At 57.6% G+C, this 21282-nt stretch carries 18 protein-coding genes; 10 read left to right on the forward strand and 8 right to left on the reverse strand.

Annotated elements, in window-relative coordinates:
• Positions 1-65: 65 nt before the first annotated feature.
• Positions 66-2006 (reverse strand): bifunctional 5-dehydro-2-deoxygluconokinase/5-dehydro-2-deoxyphosphogluconate aldolase, encoded by a 1941-nt coding sequence (locus CU103_RS11730; protein ID WP_106664108.1) that lies wholly within the window; start codon positions 2004-2006, stop codon positions 66-68.
• 199 nt (positions 2007-2205) lie between these two features.
• On the opposite strand from CU103_RS11730, the gene CU103_RS11735 reads away from it, so the two are divergent.
• Positions 2206-2418 (forward strand): type II toxin-antitoxin system VapB family antitoxin, encoded by a 213-nt coding sequence (locus CU103_RS11735; RefSeq protein WP_099998097.1) that lies wholly within the window; start codon positions 2206-2208, stop codon positions 2416-2418.
• The gene (gene vapC / locus CU103_RS11740) at positions 2415-2804 is read left to right on the forward strand and encodes a type II toxin-antitoxin system VapC family toxin (RefSeq protein WP_106664109.1); all 390 of its coding nucleotides are present in this window, start codon (positions 2415-2417) and stop codon (positions 2802-2804) included. The genes CU103_RS11735 and vapC overlap by 4 nt, the downstream gene beginning before the upstream one ends.
• Positions 2805-2807: 3 nt before the next feature.
• Here the strand turns inward: vapC and CU103_RS11745 are convergent, their stop codons facing one another.
• A complete protein-coding gene (locus tag CU103_RS11745) occupies positions 2808-3641 on the reverse strand; it encodes a MurR/RpiR family transcriptional regulator (RefSeq protein WP_106664110.1) in 834 nt (277 codons plus the stop codon).
• A 236-nt stretch (positions 3642-3877) separates the two neighbouring features.
• On the opposite strand from CU103_RS11745, the gene CU103_RS11750 reads away from it, so the two are divergent.
• The gene (locus tag CU103_RS11750) at positions 3878-4987 is read left to right on the forward strand and encodes a Gfo/Idh/MocA family protein (protein ID WP_106664111.1); all 1110 of its coding nucleotides are present in this window, start codon (positions 3878-3880) and stop codon (positions 4985-4987) included.
• Between the two features lie 230 nt (positions 4988-5217).
• Here CU103_RS11750 and iolG read toward each other — a convergent pair whose 3' ends face one another.
• From iolG to CU103_RS11770, 4 genes are all read right to left on the reverse strand, one after another.
• Complete coding sequence (iolG, locus tag CU103_RS11755; RefSeq protein ID WP_106664112.1) at positions 5218-6207, reverse strand: inositol 2-dehydrogenase; 990 nt, start codon at positions 6205-6207, stop codon at positions 5218-5220.
• Between the two features lie 260 nt (positions 6208-6467).
• Positions 6468-7496: an ABC transporter permease gene (locus CU103_RS11760; protein ID WP_106664113.1), complete on the reverse strand. Its 1029-nt coding sequence runs from the start codon at positions 7494-7496 to the stop codon at positions 6468-6470.
• Positions 7497-7518: 22 nt separating this feature from the next.
• Positions 7519-9060, reverse strand: a complete 1542-nt coding sequence (locus CU103_RS11765; protein WP_106664276.1) for a sugar ABC transporter ATP-binding protein — start codon at positions 9058-9060, stop codon at positions 7519-7521.
• 248 nt (positions 9061-9308) lie between these two features.
• Positions 9309-10238, reverse strand: coding sequence for a sugar ABC transporter substrate-binding protein (locus tag CU103_RS11770; RefSeq protein WP_106664114.1), 930 nt, complete (start codon positions 10236-10238; stop codon positions 9309-9311).
• A 544-nt stretch (positions 10239-10782) separates the two neighbouring features.
• Here CU103_RS11770 and CU103_RS32480 point away from each other — a divergent pair.
• The 7 genes from CU103_RS32480 (at position 10783) to CU103_RS11790 (ending at position 18935) form a co-directional block, all read left to right on the forward strand.
• On the forward strand, positions 10783-10911 hold the full coding sequence (locus tag CU103_RS32480; protein WP_280954595.1) for a hypothetical protein: 129 nt from the start codon (positions 10783-10785) through the stop codon (positions 10909-10911).
• Positions 10912-11383: 472 nt separating this feature from the next.
• The gene (locus CU103_RS11775; protein ID WP_106664115.1) at positions 11384-12040 is read left to right on the forward strand and encodes a phytochelatin synthase family protein; all 657 of its coding nucleotides are present in this window, start codon (positions 11384-11386) and stop codon (positions 12038-12040) included.
• Between the two features lie 71 nt (positions 12041-12111).
• On the forward strand, positions 12112-12243 hold the full coding sequence (locus CU103_RS32485) for a hypothetical protein (RefSeq protein WP_262261120.1): 132 nt from the start codon (positions 12112-12114) through the stop codon (positions 12241-12243).
• Between the two features lie 85 nt (positions 12244-12328).
• Entirely contained in the window at positions 12329-12475 is a 147-nt protein-coding gene (locus CU103_RS31390) for a hypothetical protein (RefSeq protein WP_170117028.1), read from the forward strand.
• Positions 12476-12503: 28 nt separating this feature from the next.
• A complete protein-coding gene (locus CU103_RS11780; protein WP_106664116.1) occupies positions 12504-12914 on the forward strand; it encodes a GFA family protein in 411 nt (136 codons plus the stop codon).
• 236 nt (positions 12915-13150) lie between these two features.
• Positions 13151-16246, forward strand: a complete 3096-nt coding sequence (locus tag CU103_RS11785) for a GH92 family glycosyl hydrolase (RefSeq protein ID WP_210203750.1) — start codon at positions 13151-13153, stop codon at positions 16244-16246.
• A gap of 130 nt (positions 16247-16376) precedes the next feature.
• On the forward strand, positions 16377-18935 hold the full coding sequence (locus CU103_RS11790) for a GH92 family glycosyl hydrolase (RefSeq protein WP_210203751.1): 2559 nt from the start codon (positions 16377-16379) through the stop codon (positions 18933-18935).
• 75 nt (positions 18936-19010) lie between these two features.
• On the opposite strand, the gene CU103_RS11795 is transcribed toward CU103_RS11790, so the two are convergent.
• On the reverse strand, positions 19011-19838 hold the full coding sequence (locus tag CU103_RS11795) for a TIM barrel protein (RefSeq protein WP_106664118.1): 828 nt from the start codon (positions 19836-19838) through the stop codon (positions 19011-19013).
• A gap of 288 nt (positions 19839-20126) precedes the next feature.
• The gene (locus CU103_RS11800) at positions 20127-21158 is read right to left on the reverse strand and encodes a LacI family DNA-binding transcriptional regulator (protein ID WP_106664119.1); all 1032 of its coding nucleotides are present in this window, start codon (positions 21156-21158) and stop codon (positions 20127-20129) included.
• Between the last annotated feature and the right edge of the window lie 124 nt (positions 21159-21282).

Below are 21282 nucleotides of genomic sequence, written 5' to 3' on the forward strand. Positions count from 1 at the left end.
CCGGTCTCATCCTTCCGCATTTGCGGACGGAAAACCGGTTTCCACGTTTCCTGGAATTGCTCTTTCTATGCCGCTTGTTTGTTGCGGCTGGCAAGCCAGGCCTTGGTCAATTTTTCGAAACGATCTGCCATGTCGTCAATCGCCGCCTCATCCGAGATGCGGCCCGACAGCCAGTTTTCCGCCGCATCCATAAACAAGGTCCGGCCGACAGCGAAGCCTTTGACCACCGGCGCATTCGCGGTCGCGGCGAATGCCGCCTCCAGCTCGTCCTGCGGTGCTTCCAGTCCGAGCAGCACGACACCGCGGCACCAGGGATCGTTGTTCTCGATCACCGCCTCGATCTGTTTCCAGGCAGCGGCCGAAGCCTGCGGCTCCAGTTTCCACCAATCCGGCTTGATGCCAAGCGCGTAGAGTTCTTCAAGCGCCGTGGGAATCGTGTTGTCGTCGAGCTTGCCATGCTTGCCTGCAATGATCTCGATCAGCAATTCGCGCCCGACCTTGCGCGCCGCCTCGAACAGCGTGCGCAGTTTCGCCTGCTGCTCTTTCTTCAGCTCCGCGGGATCGTTCGGATGATAGAAGCACAGGCACTTGATGCAATGGTCTACCGGCCACTCCGCCAGTTGCGAGCCGATATCCTGTGAAAACTCGAAGCGCAACGGACGCGATCCCGGCAATTCCACCGGCCGGCCCAGCCAATCGAAATTATGCCGGGCGAATTCGAACATCGCCTCGCGGCCGAACTTTTCATCCAGCAGCATGCCATACCCGCCGCGGCCATCCGCAACCTTTGCCGCTGCCTTCACCGCCAGTTCCTTGAAGGCGTGGACCTTGCCGGCATCGGCACCAAGCTTGGCGGCAAGATCTTCGAGCTGGACGCGATGGTCGATGGCAAAGGCCATCATCGAAGGGATTTCGTGCCGGCGCGTCGTTGCCCAGTGCACGTGATTGATCGCCTCATCCTTGCGCAGGGCGTGATACGGGCTGCCATGCTTGAGGAAATATTGCAGCTCCTCAAACGTCGGGATTTCCGGCGCGCACAGCAGGCGCGACACGGCAAAGGCGCCGCAGGCATTGGCCCAGGTCGCGGCGGTCGCCAGATCCTCGCCACCGAGCCATCCGCGCAGCAGCCCCGACATGAAGGCGTCGCCAGCGCCGAGAACATTGAACACCTCGATCGGGAAACCCTTGCCGACAATGCCATCTTCGAGATTGTCCGAAATCGCCCCTTCATAGACGATGCAGCCCATCGGACCGCGCTTCAAGACAATCGTGCCGCTCGACAAGGCGCGGATGGTCTTCAAGGCGCTCAAGAGGTCGGCTTCGCCGGACGCAATCAGCACTTCCTCTTCCGTGCCGACGATCAGGTCGCAATCGGCAAGCACCGTCTTCAAATGGTTCGACACAGCATCGGAGGCGATGTAGCGGCTGTCGCCGGCTGCGTGTCCGGCAAGGCCCCAGAGATTGGGCCGGTAATCGATATCGAACACCACCTTGCCGCCCGCCTCTTTCATCAGGCGGATCGCCTTGCGCTGCGCCGCATCGGTGTTCGGCTTGGAAAAATGCGTCCCGGTCACCACCACTGCGCGCGCCGACTGGATGAAAGCCGGGTCGATATCGCCTTCGTCGAGCGCCATATCGGCACAATTTTCGCGATAGAAGATCAGCGGAAAGCTCTTGTCGTTCTCGACCGACAGGATGACCAGCGCCGAAAGCCGTTCCGGATCGGTGATCACACCATCCGTGGCCACGCCTTCGCGCACCATCTGCTCGCGGATGAACCGGCCCATCTGCTCGTCGCCGACACGCGACAAAAGTGCAGACCGCAGTCCGAGCCGCGCGGTTCCGACGGCGATATTGGCCGGACACCCGCCGACCGACTTGGCAAACGAGGTGATATCCTCCAGCCGGGAACCGATCTGCTGGCCATAAAGATCCACGGACGAACGGCCAATGGTAATGACATCAAGCGGCATGCCAAGGGGCGTGCTTGCATCAGCTCTGTCCATGATAGTCCTCCCGATAGGCTGATAAGCCCGGCGTCAAACGGCCGGGGAATTTTCCTATATGAAATAATAATTCTACCAAATCGTCAATATGGAATGTCTGTTCTTTTTCATATTCTACTATTTGATAAGATGGAACGGCATTGTAGATGCTAACCTGGATGTGTATATTTTGTTATAATCATACACATTGGAGGTTGGAATGCGCACAAATATCGAATTGGACGATAAACTCATGGCTGAGGCCATGAGGGTAACTGGCCTTGCCACCAAGAAAGCTACAGTCGAAGAAGCGCTCAAGAGGCTCGTGCGCCACTATGATCTAAAGAAAGTGCTGGACGAAATGGCCGGGGTTGGTTGGGATGGCGATCTTGATGCCATGCGGGAAGGTCGCTTTTGGGATGAACCGGAATGATCGTTGTCGACAGTTCAGTTCTTATTGCTCACCAACGTAACATCCCCATTCAGTCTGTTCAAAAGCTCAGATCTCTTAAAGATCTTAACTCGGTGATTGTTGGCGACCTCGTCATGCTTGAGATTTTGCAGGGGGCGCGAAGTGAAGCCGAGGCGAAGGCGACGGAGCAGCGCTTACGCAAGTTCGAGATACGCAACATGCTTTCGACGCACATTGCGGTGAGCGCTGCCCGAAACTACCGGTATTTACGTCTACAAGGGATCACAATTCGCAAATCCATCGACATGATCATTGGCACCTTTTGCATAGAAGGTGGACACCAGCTGCTCCACCATGATCGCGACTTTGGTCCAATGGTTGAACATCTCGGACTTCAAGTCCTTTAGTGATTACAGGCTCCGCCGCTTCTCCGCCACGCTGACCGTCAGCGCCATGGCAAGCGCCATCGTCCCGGACAGGGAGCGGAACCCGGAAAAGTCGCCCTCCGCCGCCTCGAACCACACCTTGGCCGACTGAGCCAGCGGCGAGAAGGCACTGTCGGTGATTGCAACGACCGGCACGTTGCGCGCCGCGAGTGCCGCCGCATGCTCGATCGTCGCGGAAGCGTAGGGTGAGAAGCTGATGGCGATCGCGGCATCGCTCGGCTGCGCAAAAGACAGGATTTCCGGATCGATCCCTGCGGTCGATTCGATCAGCTGGTTGCGGATTTTCAGCTTGCCGAAGGCATAGGCCATATAGGCGGTGATCGGATAGGAGCGGCGGCGCGCCAGCAGGTAGATCGTCTCGGCCCCCGCCAGGATATCAACCGCGCGCTCCAGCACCTCCTCTTCGACATTGTGCGAGATCGTCTCGATGGAATGGCTGGCCGCAGTCAGGAAGCCGTTGAGGATGACGCGATTCTTGGAGAGCCCGTGCGTGTCGCCGCGCAAGGCCGACAGTCGCTCCTCATAGGAGATCTGCCGCTCCCGCAGCCGCTCGCGGAAGACCGACTGCAGGCTGGTAAACCCGTCGAAACCGAGATGCTGGGCAAAACGGATCAGCGTGGAAGGTTGTACCCCTGCCGTCTGGGCAATGCTGGCCGCCGTACCGAACGCTATCTCGTCGGGATTGCTCAAAGCATAGGCGGCGATCTGCGCCAGGCGCTTCGGCAATACCTCGCGGCGATCGAGAATAAGGGTGCGAAGGGCCTCAAAGTCCCGCGGTAACGACGCTCCATCATCCATGCTTGCCACCCGAATCGTTCCCTGTTGATCTTCCGATGATACTGCTGCGCCGTGCGTCCGCCAGGACGCGAAAAGAACGCAGCGGCACGTTTAAATGGCCTATGATCCTTTCCGAAATTCGAAGAAAAATCCTGGGGCCATACGCCGCAAAATAATTATATCAAAGCGGATCAGTTATTCCATTTTGCCTTGTTATAGATTATTTCAATCGGCAACTGCAAGCGATGGAGAGAACAATGCTGAACGTTGGACTGATCGGAACGGGCTTCATGGGCAAATGCCACGCGCTGGCATGGAATTCGGTTCGGGCGGTCTTTGGCGATGTACCACCTGTGCGGCTTGTTCATCTTGGCGAAGCCAATGCCGAACTTGCCGTGCGCCGCGCCAATGAGTTCGGCTTTCAGAAAGGGTCAGGCGACTGGAGGGCTGTGATCGACGACCCCGAGGTCAACGTCATCTCGGTGACGACGCCAAACCAGTTTCATCCCGAAATGGCGATTGCGGCATTGAAGGCCGGCAAGCATGTCTGGTGCGAGAAGCCAATGGCGCCCGCCTTCAACGATGCGCAAGCCATGCTCGTCGCGGCAAGACAGTCCGGCAAGGTCGCGGCTCTTGGCTACAACTATATCCAGGGCCCTGCCATCCGCCACATCCGCAAGCTCCTCGCCGAGAGGATCATCGGCGAGGTCAATCATCTGCGCATCGAGATGGATGAGGACTTCATGGCCGATCCCGACGCGCTGTTCTACTGGAAGCACGAAGCGGCATCCGGCTATGGCGCGCTCGACGATTTCGCCGTCCATCCGCTCTCGCTGCTATTCACGCTTTTCGGCCGCGTTTCGCGCGTCATGTGCGACATGTCGAAACCCTACCCTGCCCGCAAGACGCACGATGGCAGCGATCGCCCGGTCGAAACCTATGACAGCGCCAGCGTCCTCTTGCACATGGAAAACGGCGTCGCGGGAACGCTGCAGGTCAACCGTTCCGCTTGGGGCCGCAAGGGCCGTATCGCGCTGCAGATCTTCGGCTCCAAGGGGTCGATCCTGTTCGATCAGGAGCGCGCCAACGAGTTTCAGCTCTATGTCACAGCCGACCGCCCTGCCGAACAGGGCTACCGCACGATCCTGACCGCGCCGCAGCATGAGCCTTATGGCCAGTTTATCCCGGCGCCCGGCCATGGCCTCGGCTTCAACGATCTGAAGATCATCGAATGCCATGAGCTGATCAAACGCATCAACGGCCAGCCCGCCCACCTGATCGAATTCGCCGACGGGCTCGAGGTCGAGCGCACCGTGCACGCGATGGCACGCTCGTTCAACGAGCAGCGCTGGGTTGATGTGCGGTGATGGTATCCCGAACAGCCGATGCCGATTATCTCCCCCTTTGTGGGGGAGAAAGGATTTTCTTGGATTTAGCCTCTTCGCTAAATCCTTAGAAAATCCAAGAGAGGGGGTAGTTCAATAGAGCAAATCCCCTCTCTGGCGATTTCTAGCGCTTAGCAAGAGCTAAGATGCTGAAATCGCTACCAGGGCGAGCCACGGGTCTCGTCCGCCTTCGGGGAGCTATAACGGACAACTCAGACCGTGATCGTCTTGCCTTCATTGACCGACCTTAGCGCCGCATCGGCAAGCGCCAGTGCGATCAGCCCATCCTCGCCGCTCGGTGCTGCCTTCGTGCCCGTCGCGATTGCATTGATGAATGTGGCGATCTCGTTGGCATAGGCTTCCGTATAGCGGGTCATGAAAAAGTCGTGCAGCGGCGGGCGGGTATAGCCCCTGCCATTGGCGATCTCGATCGACACCGGCCGCTGGTTCTCCGCGGCCGCCATGCCCTTCGAGCCGTGCACTTCGATACGCTGGTCATAACCATAGGTCGCACGCCGTGAGTTTGAGATCACGCACTGCTTGCCCGACGCGGTCGAGAGAATGACGCTGACGCTGTCATAGTCGCCCAGTTCGCCGATCTTCTTGTCCACCAGCACCGAGGCATGGGCGGTCACCGCAACGGGTTCCTCTCCGAGCAGAAAACGGGCCATATCGAAATCATGGATTGTCATGTCGCGGAAGATACCGCCCGAACGGCTGATATATTCGGCCGGCGGTGCGCCCGGATCGCGCGAAGTGATCGTAACCATCTCTACATCGCCTATGGCGCCGTCGTCGATCGCTTTGCGCACGGCGGCGAAATGCGGATCGAAGCGGCGATTGAAGCCGACCATCAGCGTGGCCCCGGTTTCCTTGACCACGGCGAGGCACTGCCTCACGCGCTCCACGTCGAGATCGATCGGCTTCTCGCAGAAGATCGCCTTTCCGGCCCGGGAAAAGCGCTCGATCAGATCCGCATGCGTATCGGTCGGCGTGCAGATGATGACGGCATCGATGTCCGAAGCCTTCTCGATTTCGTCGATGGTGCGGATTTCGCAGCCATGCGCGGCGGAAAGATCCTTGGCGGCCTGTTCGAAAGCATCGGCGACAGCGACCAGTTTCGCTTGGCGGTTGGACGTCACCGCCTTCGCGTGGACCTTGCCGATACGGCCTGCACCGAGCAGACCAAAACGTACAGTCATTTCATACCCTCTTAAAAGAAGCCCGGAAGGATCCCGGGCGTTGCAGATTGATTCCTTGCCGTCAGTGCCGCGTTTATCTCCTCCTTGAGGGGGAGAAAGGATTTTCTTGGATTTAGTCTCTTTGCTAAATCCTTAGAAAATCCAAGAGAGGGGGTATTTGACCCAGCAAATCCCCTCACTTGCGATTTCTAGCACTTAGCAAGAGCTAAGATGCTGAAATCGCTATCTCTCCCACAAGGGGAGAGATAGCCGGCGTCTCACTAGACCTTGCGCTTCTTCTGGCGATATACGTCCACGATCACGGCCGCAACGATGATCACGCCCTTGATGATCTCCTGGTAATAGGCGTCCACCCGCAGGAAGGTGAAGCCGGAGATCATGACACCGAGAATGATGGCGCCGATAACGGTGCCGGTGATGCGGCCGATACCGCCCGTCAGCGACGTTCCGCCAATGACGGCAGCGGCAATGGCGTCAAGTTCGTAGGTGACGCCCATGCCCGCCTGTGCCGTTTGCGCACGGGCGGCACTGACGATACCCGCAAGACCCGCCAGCAAACCGGCAATGGCATAAACCTTGATCAGGTGCCGCTCGATATTGATACCGGAAACGCGTGCCGCCTGCAGATTGGCGCCAATGGCGTAGGTGAACTTGCCGTAGCGTGTGTAGCGCAGGGCAATGTGGAAGATCAGCGCCACCACCAGGAAAACGACCACCGGCCATATACTGGTGCCGATGAAATTGAATTGGTCGGTAAGGCCGGAAACCGGCGAGCCCTTGGTGTACCATTTCGCCACGCCGCGGGCAGAGACCATCATGCCGAGCGTAGCGATGAACGGCGGTATCTTGGTGAACGCGATGAGCCAGCCATTGACGATGCCGGCAAGTAGCCCGATGCCGAGACCAATGCCGATGGGGATGAAAAACGGCAGGTCCGTCAAAGCTGGATAGACCGGCCGGGCCCAAGTGGAGGACTGGGCGAAACTTGCGGCGATCATCGCCGTCATGCCGACGACGGAGCCGGAGGAAAGATCGATGCCGCCGGTAATGATGACCTGCGTCACGCCGACGGCGATGATGCCTATGACGGAGACCTGCAGGATGATGATCCGCAGGCGCTGCACATTCATCAGGAAACTTTGACCGGCAAAAATCCAGCCGAGAAGCTCAAAAATCAGCGCGATGCCAATCAGCACCAGAAGGATATTGACCTCCGGCGGCAGCCGGCGGCGGCTCCTGCGCGCGAGTGCTGGTGTTGGCGCCTTGGCGGTTACTTGTTCGCTAGTCATTGTTGTTTCCTCCCCGGGGCGCTCATTTTGAGGCGAGCTCCATAACTTTTACCTGGGTTGCTTCCGCACGATCGAGAAAACCGGTCACCCGGCCCTCGTGCATCACCATGATCCGGTCGCTCATCCCGAGCACTTCCGGCATTTCCGACGAGATCATGATTACCGCCACGCCCTGGCCTGCGAGCTGGGACACGAGGCGATGGATCTCCGCCTTGGCGCCGACATCGATGCCGCGGGTCGGCTCGTCGAGAATGAGGATTTTCGGATTGGTCAAAAGCCAGCGGCCGATCAGCACCTTTTGCTGATTGCCGCCGGAAAGGTTTTCGACTCTCTCCTCCATGTTCGGCGTCTTGACCCGCAGCGTATCGCTCATGGTCTTGCACGCCTTGGTAATTTCCTTCTCGGCGACAAAACCGTACTTCACGAAGCGATCCTGCAGCACGGCGATCTGCATGTTCTCGAGCACATCGAGGATGAGCAGACAGCCGGTCTCCTTGCGGTCTTCCGTGATAAAAGCCATGCCATGGCTGATCGCCTGGTTTGGCGAATTCATCTTGATCGGCTTGCCATTGATTTCGATGGTCCCCTCCGTTGCCGGCGTCACACCAAAAATCGTCTCGGCCACATTCGACCGTCCGGAACCAACCAGACCGGCAACACCGAGAATTTCTCCTGCCCGGACTTCGAACGAAACATTGTGGAACACGTTCTTCAGCGAAAGGTCCTTAACCGAAAGCACCACGCCGCCAATCGGCACGGTTTCTTTCGGGAACATCTGGGTGATCTCGCGCCCGACCATCATCTTGATGATGTCGTCGCGTGTTACATCAGTCGAGAGATGCGTGCCGATGTAGCGGCCGTCGCGGAATACCGAAAACTCGTCGGCAATCTCGAACAGCTCGCTCATCTTGTGGGTAATATAGACGATGCCGATGCCTTGTGCGCGCAAGTCGCGGATAATCGCGAACAGATGCTCCACTTCGCGCTCGGTCAGGGCCGAAGTCGGCTCATCCATGATCAGCACATCGGATTCGTAGGAAACCGCCTTGGCAATCTCTACCATCTGCCGGTTGGCAACACTGAGGTCCCGAACCTGGCTTTCCGGGTCGAGCGTGATGTTCAGCCGCTGGAAAAGCTCGGCCGTCATGTCATACATCTTGCCGTGGTCGACGAAGCCGAAACTGTTCTTCGGCTCGCGCCGGATCCAGATATTTTCCGCCACTGTCATGAACGGCATCAGGTTGAGCTCCTGATGGATCATGGCGATGCCATTCTCCAGAGCATCCAGGGGTGATTTGAGGCGGATCGGCAGGCCCTTGAGATAAACCTCGCCCTGATCCGGAATATATATTCCAGCAAGAATCTTCATCAGTGTGGATTTACCGGCACCGTTCTCGCCCATCAGCGCATGCACCGTGCCGCGCTTCAGCCGGAATTGCACATTGTCCAGCGCCAGCACGCCGGGAAATTCCTTGCGGATATTTTCAACGTTCAGAAGATATTCCGCCTGCGGTATGGCGCCACTCGCGCGCACCGCGGCCATGGTCGAGGGACTGACTGACATGATCATCTCCTCCCAGAGAGGCTTTATTATAACATCATCAAAAACGCTGATGCCGATTATCTCCCCCCTTGCGGGGGAGAAAGGATTTTCCTGGATTTAGCCCTTTGCTAATCCTTGGAAAATCCAAGAGAGGGGATTTCGCTTCATTCACAGCTATCCCCTCTCTTGTGATTTCTAGCACTTAGCCAACAGGCTAAGATGCTGAAATCACTTTCTCTCCCGCAAGGGGAGAGATAGACTCGGCGTCCTTAATTGGACTTCTGGTACTTCGACAAGTTCTCCGGCGTCACCAGCTCGAAAGGCACATAGACCTTGGTCTCGACCTTCTCGCCCTTGGCAAGCTTCAGCGCCGCGTCAACGGCACCCTGGCCCTGGCCGGCGGCGTTCTGGAACACCGTTACGTCGAGGTCGCCGGCAGCCATGGCGGCAAGCGCGTCCTGCGTGGCATCGACACCGCCGATAACGACCGTGTCCATCGCGCGTCCGGCAGCCTTGAGCGCCTGGATCGCGCCAATGGCCATTTCGTCATTGTTGGAGACGACCGCATCGAACTTCAGACCAGCGGAGAGCCAGTTCGTCATCAGGTCCGCGCCCTGCGTACGGGACCAGTTGGCGGTCTGTTCTTCAACGATCTTGAGACCTTTGCACTCATCGGTCGCGATCACGTCGTGAATGTCCTTGGTGCGCTGACGCGCTGCCTGATTGGACAATTCGCCCATCATGACAACGATATCGCCCTTGCCCTTGAGCAGGCGGCAGACTTCCTTGGTCTCGAGCGTTCCGGATTCGACTTCGTTCGAAGCCACGAAGGCCTGCTTCTCGGGAAGTTCGTTGACGTTCACCGGCTCGCGGTTGACATAAACCAGTGGAATGCCTGCCTCGGCGGCGATCTTCGACATGGCAGCGGTAGCGTCCGTATCGACCGGGTTGACGATGATGGCGTCGACCTTGGATGCAATGAAGTTCTGGATCTGGCTCTGCTGCTTGGCAACGTCATTCTGCGCGTCTTCAACCTGCAGCGTCACGCCATCCAGCGTCTTGGCATAATCCTGCATGCCATTGCGCAGAACCGTCAGGAAGTTGTCGTCGAACAGAGCCATCGACACGCCAATATTGGCGGCAGACGCCGACCCCATCATCAAGGCTGAAACAGCCACGCCCAACAAAAGCTTTTTCATTTCTTCTCCTCCACAAATGGTGCCCGATTGCACCGTTATTGGCACACCGGTTTAATCCGGAAGCTCCTCATGCCGTCCCAATGCGCGGCCAACCTACCCTTGGCTTGCGAAAGATCTGGCATGGAGAGTGCGCGAAGTTTCGCGCAAACTTGATTCTGAGCTCAATTACGGAACATACAGACCGTCACACTCAGTTTCTGAAATATTTATTCCATTTTCTGTTCGCAGCGTCAAGCCGGATTCAGCCGTCCAATTCAATAAATGGACATCAAATCTTTGCACGGCTGTGCAATTTTGCATCGGCGGCGATCTATTCTAAATTAAGGGATGGGTAACCATTGGCGCCTATGCCGGGATGATACGAACGGAGGAGCCCATGATCCACCAATGCGTTGTGATTGCCGTATTTTTGATCCTGTTCGCCTTGCTCGGGGCACTGGCATTGTTCTCTAAAGACGATCCTTTGCCCAACAGGACACCCCCCTCGGCAGTCGAAGCGCCCTCGTCCGCGTCTTGAACGGCAATCGACCCGCAGGGGCACGCAATGACCAAGGCCGCCGCAAGGACCACGTTGCAATTGGGTTACGGGATGGTCTCGTCGCGCCGGCTTGCCTGGAATGGCGACGTTCACGAGATCGCGCTGGTCATCGGAGGGCCAAAAAAGCAACAGTGAACGGTTTTTTTGGCGCCTCACCCGCGAGGGTGAAGAACTTTGTAAATTGCCCTCCTATTCTTCAATGACGGCAAGCGTATTTGAGCCGTGACAGAGCGGGAGTTGCGTAAGCATAAAGGGAGGACAAGATGCTATCTCTATCAATCGACAGCCTGGCTGTTTTGATGCTGCTGGCATTATCGATGTCGTTCATGATTTCCCGGTATCCAAGCGGGATCGGGCAGCCAGTGTGGGGACGGTTGGGCCAGCGCGCGCCACTACCGCAAAGAAAATAAAGTTCAGCAGATTCTGTTTATACTGAATGATACATTTTCAACGATATTGCGCGGGGACTAGGCGGAGATGCGGTGTGGGGATGCCGCATCTCCCGGCTTTTTGCAATCCCGCGCGCACGGTCCTTGAGCGCATGTTGATTTGCGGTTTTTCCGCCTGACCGATAAGATTCATACGACCGGCTGTCTAGGTTTCAGCGATGAGGCGTCGTTTTGTTTTCAGTGTGGTTGCCTGCATCGCCCTCATCAGCGGGGCAGCGTTCCTCGTTGCGGGACAGTCCGGGGTTTCGTCCGAGGCAATTCAATCCTCGGTTGTCCGCGCACCGGAACTGATCGATCGCGCATGGCATCTGCCGGTGGCCGCGAGCTTCAATTCAGAATTGACGTGGCAATCCAATGGCTCCCGCTGCGGCCCTGCAAGCCTTGCAAATGCTTTCCGCTCCATCGGTGAAGAAGAGACGACCGAAGCCGCGGTTCTCGACGGGACCGGAAAGTGCTGGACCGGCTTTTGCATCATCGGACTCACACTCGATGAACTCGCCGAAGTCGCGCAACAGCATACCGGCAGGAAGGTGACTGTCGTCCGGGATCTGAACGCCAAAGAATTTCGCGAACATATGCGGCGCGCCAACGATCCAGACCGCCGTTACATCGTGAATTTCACCAGAGAAAAGGTGTTTGGCGGCGGCGGCGGCCATCATTCGCCGATCGGAGGGTATATGGAGGCCGAAGACCTGGTCTTTGTTCTCGATGTCAATGAAAACTACAGGCCCTGGCTCATCGAACGCGAACGGCTGTTCGCAGCCATGGATACGTTCGACGGAGACAAGAAGCGCGGCCTGCTGCTGATCGAATAAGCCCTGCCCCCTGGGCATGGCGGAACCATCTTGGCCTTAACGCGGTTAACACAGCAACCGGAGGCGATCACATGCGCATGCAAACATGGATATCGACGGCTGTCATCATCATCCTTGCACTCGTGGCGTTCCTTTGGCTTTACCCGGCAAGCGATCAGACGCCCGGCCAACCTTCGCCGCATGCACTGGATCAGTCCAATTAACCGGCCACGTCGGTTGAAGGAACCAGTTGTTTGCCGCAGCGTTATCCCTTGGTCGCAATTCTTCCGCTCATCAAAGGATTAAACATTGAACCGCAACGGTCTGTACTTAATTGTCGGTGCTCTTCTGGTCGTCGTCGTCGGCTTGGGCATCTATGTCTACCATGAAGAAACCAAGCCCGCCGGCGTCGAACTGAAGATCGGCGAGGGTGGCATCTCCATAGAAGAAAATTGATATGCTTGCTGTTTGAAGGGAGGGACCCATGAAAGTCGACGGAGCGTGCCATTGCCGCCGCATAACGTTCACTTGCGATGCCGATCCGGATGAAGTGAGCATATGCCATTGTACCGACTGCCAGATCCTGACCGGGACGGCCTTTCGCACATCGGTTCCCGTGGCGGCGGACAACTTTCATATTCTATCAGGGTCCCCAAAAACCTATATCAAGATCGCCGCAAGCGGCGCGCGCCGGGTACAGGCCTTTTGTGGTGAATGTGGTACGCCGATCTATGCAACCTCCGATAGCAACAATCCATCGGTCTACGGTGTGCGGGTCGGCACGCTCGATCAGCGTTCCCAATTGCGGCCAACCCATGCCGTCTGGCAGCGGTCGGCGCTTCCGTGGGTGCCGGCCATTGCCGGCATCACCGTCTATGACGAGGAAGACGGCTAGCCGCCCGGCCAAGGTGCGACGGTTCCCCTATCGCGCCCGATATTTCTAAGACTTATTGATAATTGACAGGGATCAGCAGGGGAAATAGTCACAATACCCTTTTTAATCGTTTTAAGCCGGCTTGGGAGGAAGCTGGTTTTGGCGGCGACCGGCCGACGGCATTACGTCACGACGGCCTTGGCCCAGAGGCCTGATTTCAAACCAAAATCATAATCAAAAAATTCATTTGGAGGAAAATGATGAGATTCAAAAACACGCTTATTGCGGGATTGCTCGGCTGCACCATGCTGGCCGGCTGCAACGGCTCAGATGATAAAAACCCGACGACGCCTGATACAAGCCAAAGCACCTTCGACACGTTGAAGAACGAATTCGATCAGCTCAAGACTGAAAGCGAGGCAGATCAAACACGGTTTGCGGATATACTAAAAGCTTTGGCTGAAATACAGGAGCGGTTGACGCTTTCGGAAACGGACGCGAAGAACGACGTTGCGGAACTGCAAAGCAGAATGACGGCGGTTGAGATTGACCTTGCCGCATTGAAGGCGCTTGGTACCCGTATCAGCACGCTTGAAAATGCACTGGAGGAAACGGGTGAAAGAACGCTCTCCGTGGACGATCTCGCCCGGCTCACGACGCTGCATGGGGACTTTGCTACGCTCAAAAGGGATTATGATGCAGCGATCAAGCTGAAATTGGAAGCCGCCGACATTGCCGATCTGCTCGCCGCCGTCGAGACGTTGAAGACAGATAAAGCCGATCAGGGCACGATCGCGAAGCTTCAGGATGCAGTTCAAAAACTGCAGGAAGACTTGGCGGCATCACAAAAGCTCGGCGCAACTTCGGTCAACGACTTTACCAATCGCGTAACGGCGCTCGAAGACGCCCTCTACAAGCTGCTCAATCCGCGCACCGACATGGCGCTGACCCAGTTCGTCGATTTGTTCGTCGGCACGACCGACACCACCACCGGCGGCGGCCATTCCGGCAATCTCAATCCCGGCGCGCAAACCCCCTTCGGCATGGTCAGTTTCGGCCCCGATACAATGGGCAGCGGTAGCGGTTGGGGCTATGGCTCGGGCGGCTATTATAAGGACAGCACGATCCAGTATTTCAGCATGACTCACCTGAACGGCCCTGGGTGCCGTGGCCAGGGTGCAGTTGCCATATTGCCGCAAGAATCGGGCAGCGCGATATCGACCGGCGGGGTTGGGTATAGCCATGCGAACGAGTCCGCGGAACCCGGCTACTACAAAGTCAAATTCAACAACAACATCGTCAGCGAATTGACGGCGACGACAAGAACCGGCATGGCGCGCTTCACCTGGCCGGATGCAACCAAGGCATTTCTCACAATCGACGCCACCCGCAACAACTCGAACAAGTCTGGCGTTGCTTCCAGCATGGTCGATCTCACGTTCGGTGCCGATAAGCAATCCCTGTCGGGCAAGGCCATAGCCAGCCCCTTCTGCGAGGCAACCTGGAGCCAGCCTGTCTATTTTTATGCGACCTTCGACAAGAAGCTCAAAAATACCTCTCCGGTCGCAAACGCGGTAGCAACACTGCAATTCGATCTGACGGATGCTGACAAGACAGTGCAACTCAAAGTGGGTATTTCCTCTGTCAGCGCCGCTAACGCCAAGGCCAATCTGGAAGCAGAAAACCCCGGCTGGATGTTTGACGGGCCCAACGGGACCAAGACAAAGAGCAGTACAATCTGGAATCAACGTCTCAATACGATTCAGATCGATCTGGCGAAACCTGAAAATGCCAGCAAATTGACAGCGGCAACAGCCAACTATCTGAAGCAGTTCTACTCGGCCTTTTACCGGGTCTATAGCGGACCAATTGTCTTTAGCGATGTGAATGGCGACTATCGCAGCATGAAGCAGGTCAACCTGGGTAGCGCTGCCGGATCGGTGCCACAGCGCGCCACCGAAAACGTCGCCAACTACAAATTCACGGCCGATGGCAAGGATGCGAGCTACAAGACGCACTATTCCGGCTTTTCCATGTGGGATACCTACCGGTCGGCAGCACAACTTGTAGCCTTCATCGCCCCCGATGAGGCCAGCGACATGATGCAGTCGCTCGTTGCCGATGCGCAGCAATGCGGGGCTTTCCCGCATTGGGTGGATGGCAGCGAAGACACGACGCCGATGCAAGGCGATCACGCGCCGAATGTCGTTGCCGGTTCTTATATGTTCGGAGCGAGGGGATTTGATCTCGACAATGCGCGCAAATTCATGCGGCAATCCGCCTCCAACACAAAAAGCGCATGCAATAATAAATCAAGCTCGCTCGGGCAGCTGGGAAACTACATAAAGAATGGCTATGTGAACACGGCAGATTCGGATCGCGCGTCGTCCAACACGCTTGAAATGATCACGACGGACGGTTCGATTGGCGCATTCCTCCAAGCTCTGCCCGAAACGGCGGAGGTCGATCAGGCCGAAATTCAGACCCTGTTCAAACGCGCGGCAAACTGGAAGAACATTTTCAACGACAGTACGAAAACGCTGGGCGCTAGGAACGCGGCGGGAGCCTGGCAGAACGGCAACTTCTTCCATGAATCAACGGAACCAAACTACTTCTGGTCGTTTGCGCAGGATTGGACCGCATTGATCGACCGCCTTGGTTTCGACGCAGGAACTGGAAAAGTCGATACAGCAAAAGGCAAGGCCGCAGCCATCACGCGCCTGAATACACTGTTTTCCATTCCGGCATCGACACCGTTTACCGGCGCCGGCGCCGAACCGACAGGGCGGGACCTCAACGGCGGCGAATATTCCAACAACTATTACATTGGTAACGAACCCGCTTTCCAGACGCCCTGGGCCTATAACTGGGCGGGCGCGCCGAAATATGCGCAATACATCATCCCGGTCATCATGCGGAAGAACTTCATGATGATACCCGGCGGCCTCCCCGGCAATGACGATATGGGCGCGACTTCGGCCTGGTATGTCTGGGCGGCACTCGGGCTCTATCCTGTCGTTCCTTCCGCCCCCGGTCTGGCGGTGTCAGCACCGCAATTTGCCGGCGCAACCGTCTGGCTCGGCAATGGCAAGAAGCTGCGCATCGAGACCGACAAGGAAGCGCTGCTCGGCGATGTACGCTACATCAACGAGATGAAGCTCAACGGCGCGACCTATCAAGGCTCGTGGCTGCCTTTGGACAAGATCAGGAATGGCGGCACGCTGAGCTTCACGCTTTCGGCCACACCGACCGAATGGGGCACGGGCGATAACCTTGCCCCGCCATCGGGTCCGGGTGCCGATTACAGCAAGGCAACCGCCAAGGAGGCAACGGGCGTCCAGATCGTCCAGTAATTCCTGGCATGAGAAACGGCAAAGGCGCAGCTCGCCCCTTTGCCGGCGCTCATGGCCGCAAAATCGCATTTTATCCAGGCCGCTGATTTCAAACGAAAATCATAATCAGAAAATTCATTTGGAGGAAATGATGCGATTCAAAAACACGCTTATTGCGGGATTGCTCGGCTGCACCATGCTGGCCGGCTGCAATGGCTCGGACGGCGATAAAGCCGCTACCGGCCAGGGCACCTACGACGAAATGACCGTGCGCAATGGCGCGCCACAGGACGATGCCGGCAAGGAGAACCAACCCGGCCCGGTCGGCCAGAATCAGGACAATCCTGACGAACAGAAACAGGACGACCCTTTGGCGATCAACAGGCTTGATCCATTGCCCGCGCCGCGTACCGACATGGCGCTGACCCAGTTCGTCGATCCGCTGATCGGCACGGGACAGGTACCGGCGACCGATACGGGGACAAAGGAAGATCTTCTTGGCGGTTTCACCACACCTTCAGCGAGTGTGCCATTCGGCATGATCGCATGGGGTCCCGATACGCCGCCGGTACCGAATACCTGGAGCCCGCCCGGCTATCATTATACCCAGGCCTCGATCACCGGCTTCAGCATGACCCATCTGAGCGGTGTCGGTTGTGATGCAGGCGGCGCCTTTCCGGTTCTGCCGGTTACCGATGCGAAACAATCCAGCATCGTTTTCAGCCACGGCGATGAAATTGCGCAGGCCGGCTATTATTCAGTCAAGATGTCCAACGCGGTTCAGGTGCAATTGGCGGCAGCGGAACGAAGCGGATCGGGGCAGTTCACCTACCCGGCCGCAAGTCCCGCGATGCTGAAAATAACCTCCAAAACGAACAATGGCACCGGCACCATATCGGTGGATCAGCCGAATCGAACCGTCTCGGGCGATGCGACGGGTGGCGGCTTTTGCGGTGCTGGTCAGAGCTACAAGCTTTATTTCCATGCGGCGTTCGATCAGCCCTTTACGGCCACGACGTCCGGCGCCGCTGCCACGCTGACATTTACACCGCCGCCCGCACCGGTTTCCGGAGTGGGCATAAAGGCCGGCATGAAAGTTGGCCTTTCCTATGTGAGCGCGAGCAATGCCAAGGCCAATCTCGAAGCGGAGACCGGCGCGATGAGTTTCGATCAGACACGGCAAAACGCCGACGATGCCTGGAACAAGCGTCTGAACACGATTCAAATTACCGGTGGAAGTACGGACGACAAGAAGAAATTCTACACAGCCCTGTACCACGCCTTCCTGGCACCATCGATATTCAGCGATGTGAATGGCGACTTTATCAGTTTCAACAGCGCCGCCACGACCCGGAAAGCGCCGGCCGGCCATGTGCAATACACGACCTTCTCCAGCTGGGACACTTACCGCTCGCTGATCCCGCTTCAGGCCCTGCTTGCACCGCTGGAAGTCGGTGACATGATGCAGTCGCTGATCTTTGACGCCGACGATTGCGGCGGCACATTCCCGATGTGGGCCGAAGGCAACAACAACAGCAATATCATGCCGGGCGACGGGGCATCGATCATCGTGGCGCAAGCCCATGCCTTCGGCGTCAAGGATTTCGACACGCAGAAAGCCCGCACAATCATGCTCGATACCGCCTTCGGGCGAAAGACCACTTGCCGGGGCGTCAGGACCTTGCCGGGTCTGAGCGGCTATATAAGCCGCGGTTATCTTGCCAAAGGTGCAGGCGAAGGGCAGCCCACCTCCACCAATATGGAATATGCAAGCACCGACTTCGCCGTTTCGCGCTTTACGAGCGCCGTCCCGGCATCAGATGCCCAGATTGTCGCGGGTGACACGGCCGCCGAACCCGCATCCTTGCTGACCCGTTCGGGCAACTGGGCAAATCTGTTCAACCCGGACTGGCGTAAGGTGAAAGGCCAACCCTATCCGCAATTGCAGCCGCGCAACAGTGACGGTACGTGGAGACCATACCTCCCCGTCTCGACATGGGACAATGATTACCGGGAAGGCAATGCGGAACAATATACATTCATGGTGCCCCATGACATTCGCGGGCTTTTCCGCAAGCTGGTGATCGACCCGACCAAAGATGCGAACGCGGAAAATGATGCCGTCGCCCGGCTCGATGAATTCACCATGAACCTGAATGGCGGCTGGAGCTATCAGCCGGCGCGGCTTTGGATCGGCAATGAGCCCGGATTCCTCACACCCTGGATGTATAATTGGACCAGCCAGCCGCACAAGACGCAGGCGCTGGTTCGCCGCATTCTCGACGAGCAGTTCACAACGGCGCCATCCGGTCTTCCGGGCAATGATGACGAGGGCGCAATGTCGGGAATATTCGTCTGGGGTGCGCTCGGCCTCTATCCGGAAATTCCGGCTGTACCCGGTTTTGCGCTGAACAGTCCGCTTTTTCCCAAGGCGAGCATCCTGCTTGGCAACGGCAAAGTGATAACCATCAGCGCTGACAAGTCGCCGGCGAAATATATTCAGAAGCTGACAGTCAATGGGTCTCCCCATGACAGCCCCTGGATCGGCCTCGACAAATTGTCGGCTGGGGCGCGACTTGATTTCTCGCTCGCCGGCACGGTGAGCTGCTGGGGAACAAATCCTGCGACGGACACCCTGCCGCCTTCCTTTGCCGCCGACGGAACCCAGACACCAAGACTGAAGCCGGAAAAGGAATGCGCACCAAACTAGGGGCAAAAATGAGAAAGACGTTTCGCCATTCGATTTCCCGGCCGCAACGGGCGGCCGGGAAATATCCTTGAGTGTTCAAATCAGTCCGGCTTTGATCGTGTCCATGCTCGCCGAAATCGCTGCGGACGGATTTTCAAGCCGCTGGACTTCGGCCGCAAAAGGTTCGAACGAGAACAGACCCGTGTAACCCTGATCGAGCAAGGCCTGGATCTGGTCGACATTACCGAGGCGGTCATCCGCATCGACCAGCACCCGGTGCGGGTCGCGCATGTCGCTGACAGTCACCTCCGGATCGGTCACGCCGGAAATATGGACGAGGCCCGTCAACGCCGGAAACAGTTCCGGTTCGCCGGCAAGGTGGTGGTGGAACGTGTCATGCACGAGTTTGAAGCGGCCCTGCCCGCCAATGGTTTCGATTGCCTCGGCCGCCTCGCGCTTGGAACGCAGCGAACAGATCTCGAACCCCAGCGGCTCGACGAAGCCGATGAGCCCGCGGGTCTCGAGGATCGGCTTCAGCGCCTTCAGCGCGGTGCGCAGGTTCTCCTGCCGCTCGCCATCCTGGCGGCCGGAGCCATCATTGACCGGAACCAGCACCAGTGCCGCCGCTCCGGCCTCCTTCGCATAGTCGGCAAGCTCGATCGCTTGCTGCTCGCGCTCCGGCGTCCACTCGTTGAACCGTTGCAGCGCATTGATCGTGGCAATGTGAACGCCGGCCTCCGCGGCCAGCGACCGGACTTCCGCTGCCGGCGTACCATCGATGATCGCATTGCCTTCGAGGTCGTTGCGTATCTCGACATCGCTGAGGCCCAGCGACTTTGCGAGCTGAAAGAACCCGCGGATGCCAAGGCTCGGCGCGACCATATGGTTGATTGCAAAAACAGGGTGAGAAAATGTGTCGGTCATCCGAATGCCTCCCGATGGTACTTAAAAGGTCTGCTGCCGGTGGTTGCAACGGCCCGCAAATGTCGCGCGCAACCATCTGTTGAGGCTGCCCTCCCGTCAATCGGTGATCTGACCGGAAAACTATCATTTCTGATAGATTCTGAGCTTGTGTGCCATCCGCGAGGCTCGCGCCCGGAAATGCACGGATTTGGCGCAAGGGCATGGGAAAATGGCCTGAGAACCATCGATTCTGACCAAAGAATTTCAATTGTAGCGAGAGTTTTGGGTGTGATTGGGTGCAAATGCCGGTCAGATGTTCTCCGGCAGATAGATATCGAACGGCAGGAAGGTCTGACCCGGGGCATTGGCGGCGCCACGTTCGATGGCATGGCCCATCAGTTCCACGAGTTCGCGGCAGAGCCGCGGCAGCGGCGTGGCGATGGCCATGGTGACGATGTCTTCGGCCAGAGCCGCCCGCGATTCCGGCGTGATCTCGTTGACGATCATCACTGGCGGCGGCTCCACTGCCTGCTCACGCAAGGCTGCGATCGCGCCTTCCATGCCCCCGCCCGCCACATAGCAGCCGGCCAGATCCGGATGGCGGCGGAGAAGTTCCAGCATCGCCTCATGCGTGATCTGGCGTGTCTCCAGATTGACCATCGTATCGAGCACGGTGAACTCCGGCGCTTGTTCGCGAAAGAAGGCCCGGAAGCCGATCTCGCGCAATTCATGGCCGTGAAAGCGATGACTGCCGACGAAAATCGCGACTTTTCCTGGTTTTTTGGCTGCTTTTGTGATCATCCAGGCCGCTGTGCGCCCGACCTTGCGGTTGTTCACGCCGACATATCCTTCGCGAACTCCGGCGGCGAAATCCGAAAGCAGCGAGAAAACCGGGATGTCCTTCGCCTTCAGATCCTCCACCACCGCACTGATCGACGGGTGATCGGGAGCGACCAGGCCGATGGACCGGCAGCGCCCCGCCAGCGATTTTACTTTGGCGATAATCTCGTCCGGCGCTTGCGACGCGGAAAAATCAATAACCGGAACGCCGCGAAAATGCGGCGCCTGGGTCACGGCGTTTTCGATCTCCCGCGCAAACTCCTGATAGAAATGATGGCCGGGCTTTTGCAATACGAAGCCCAATCTGTACTCAGGCAACTCCTGCCGCATGCGCTGACGGATCAGCCCGGCCGCGTGATAGCCTATTCGATTGGCAGCTTCGTACACGCGCCGTGCCGTCTCCTCGCGAACCGGCAACCGGTTGTTCAGGACACGGTCCACGGTCGCAACACTGACCCCTGACTCCCGCGCCAGATCGGCAATTGTCGGCCTGTTCGCCACCTTACGCACTCCATGATAGAATCTATCATTCAATTCTACCAATCCCTGATTGAAAATGATAGAATTTTGTCATCTTTGATTGAGGAGGGTTGTACGCAAGCGTAGTATCTCCGCCATCCAGCCG

This window comes from Phyllobacterium sophorae, from assembly GCF_003010965.1.
GTDB classification, from domain to species: Bacteria; Pseudomonadota; Alphaproteobacteria; order Rhizobiales; family Rhizobiaceae; genus Phyllobacterium; species Phyllobacterium sophorae.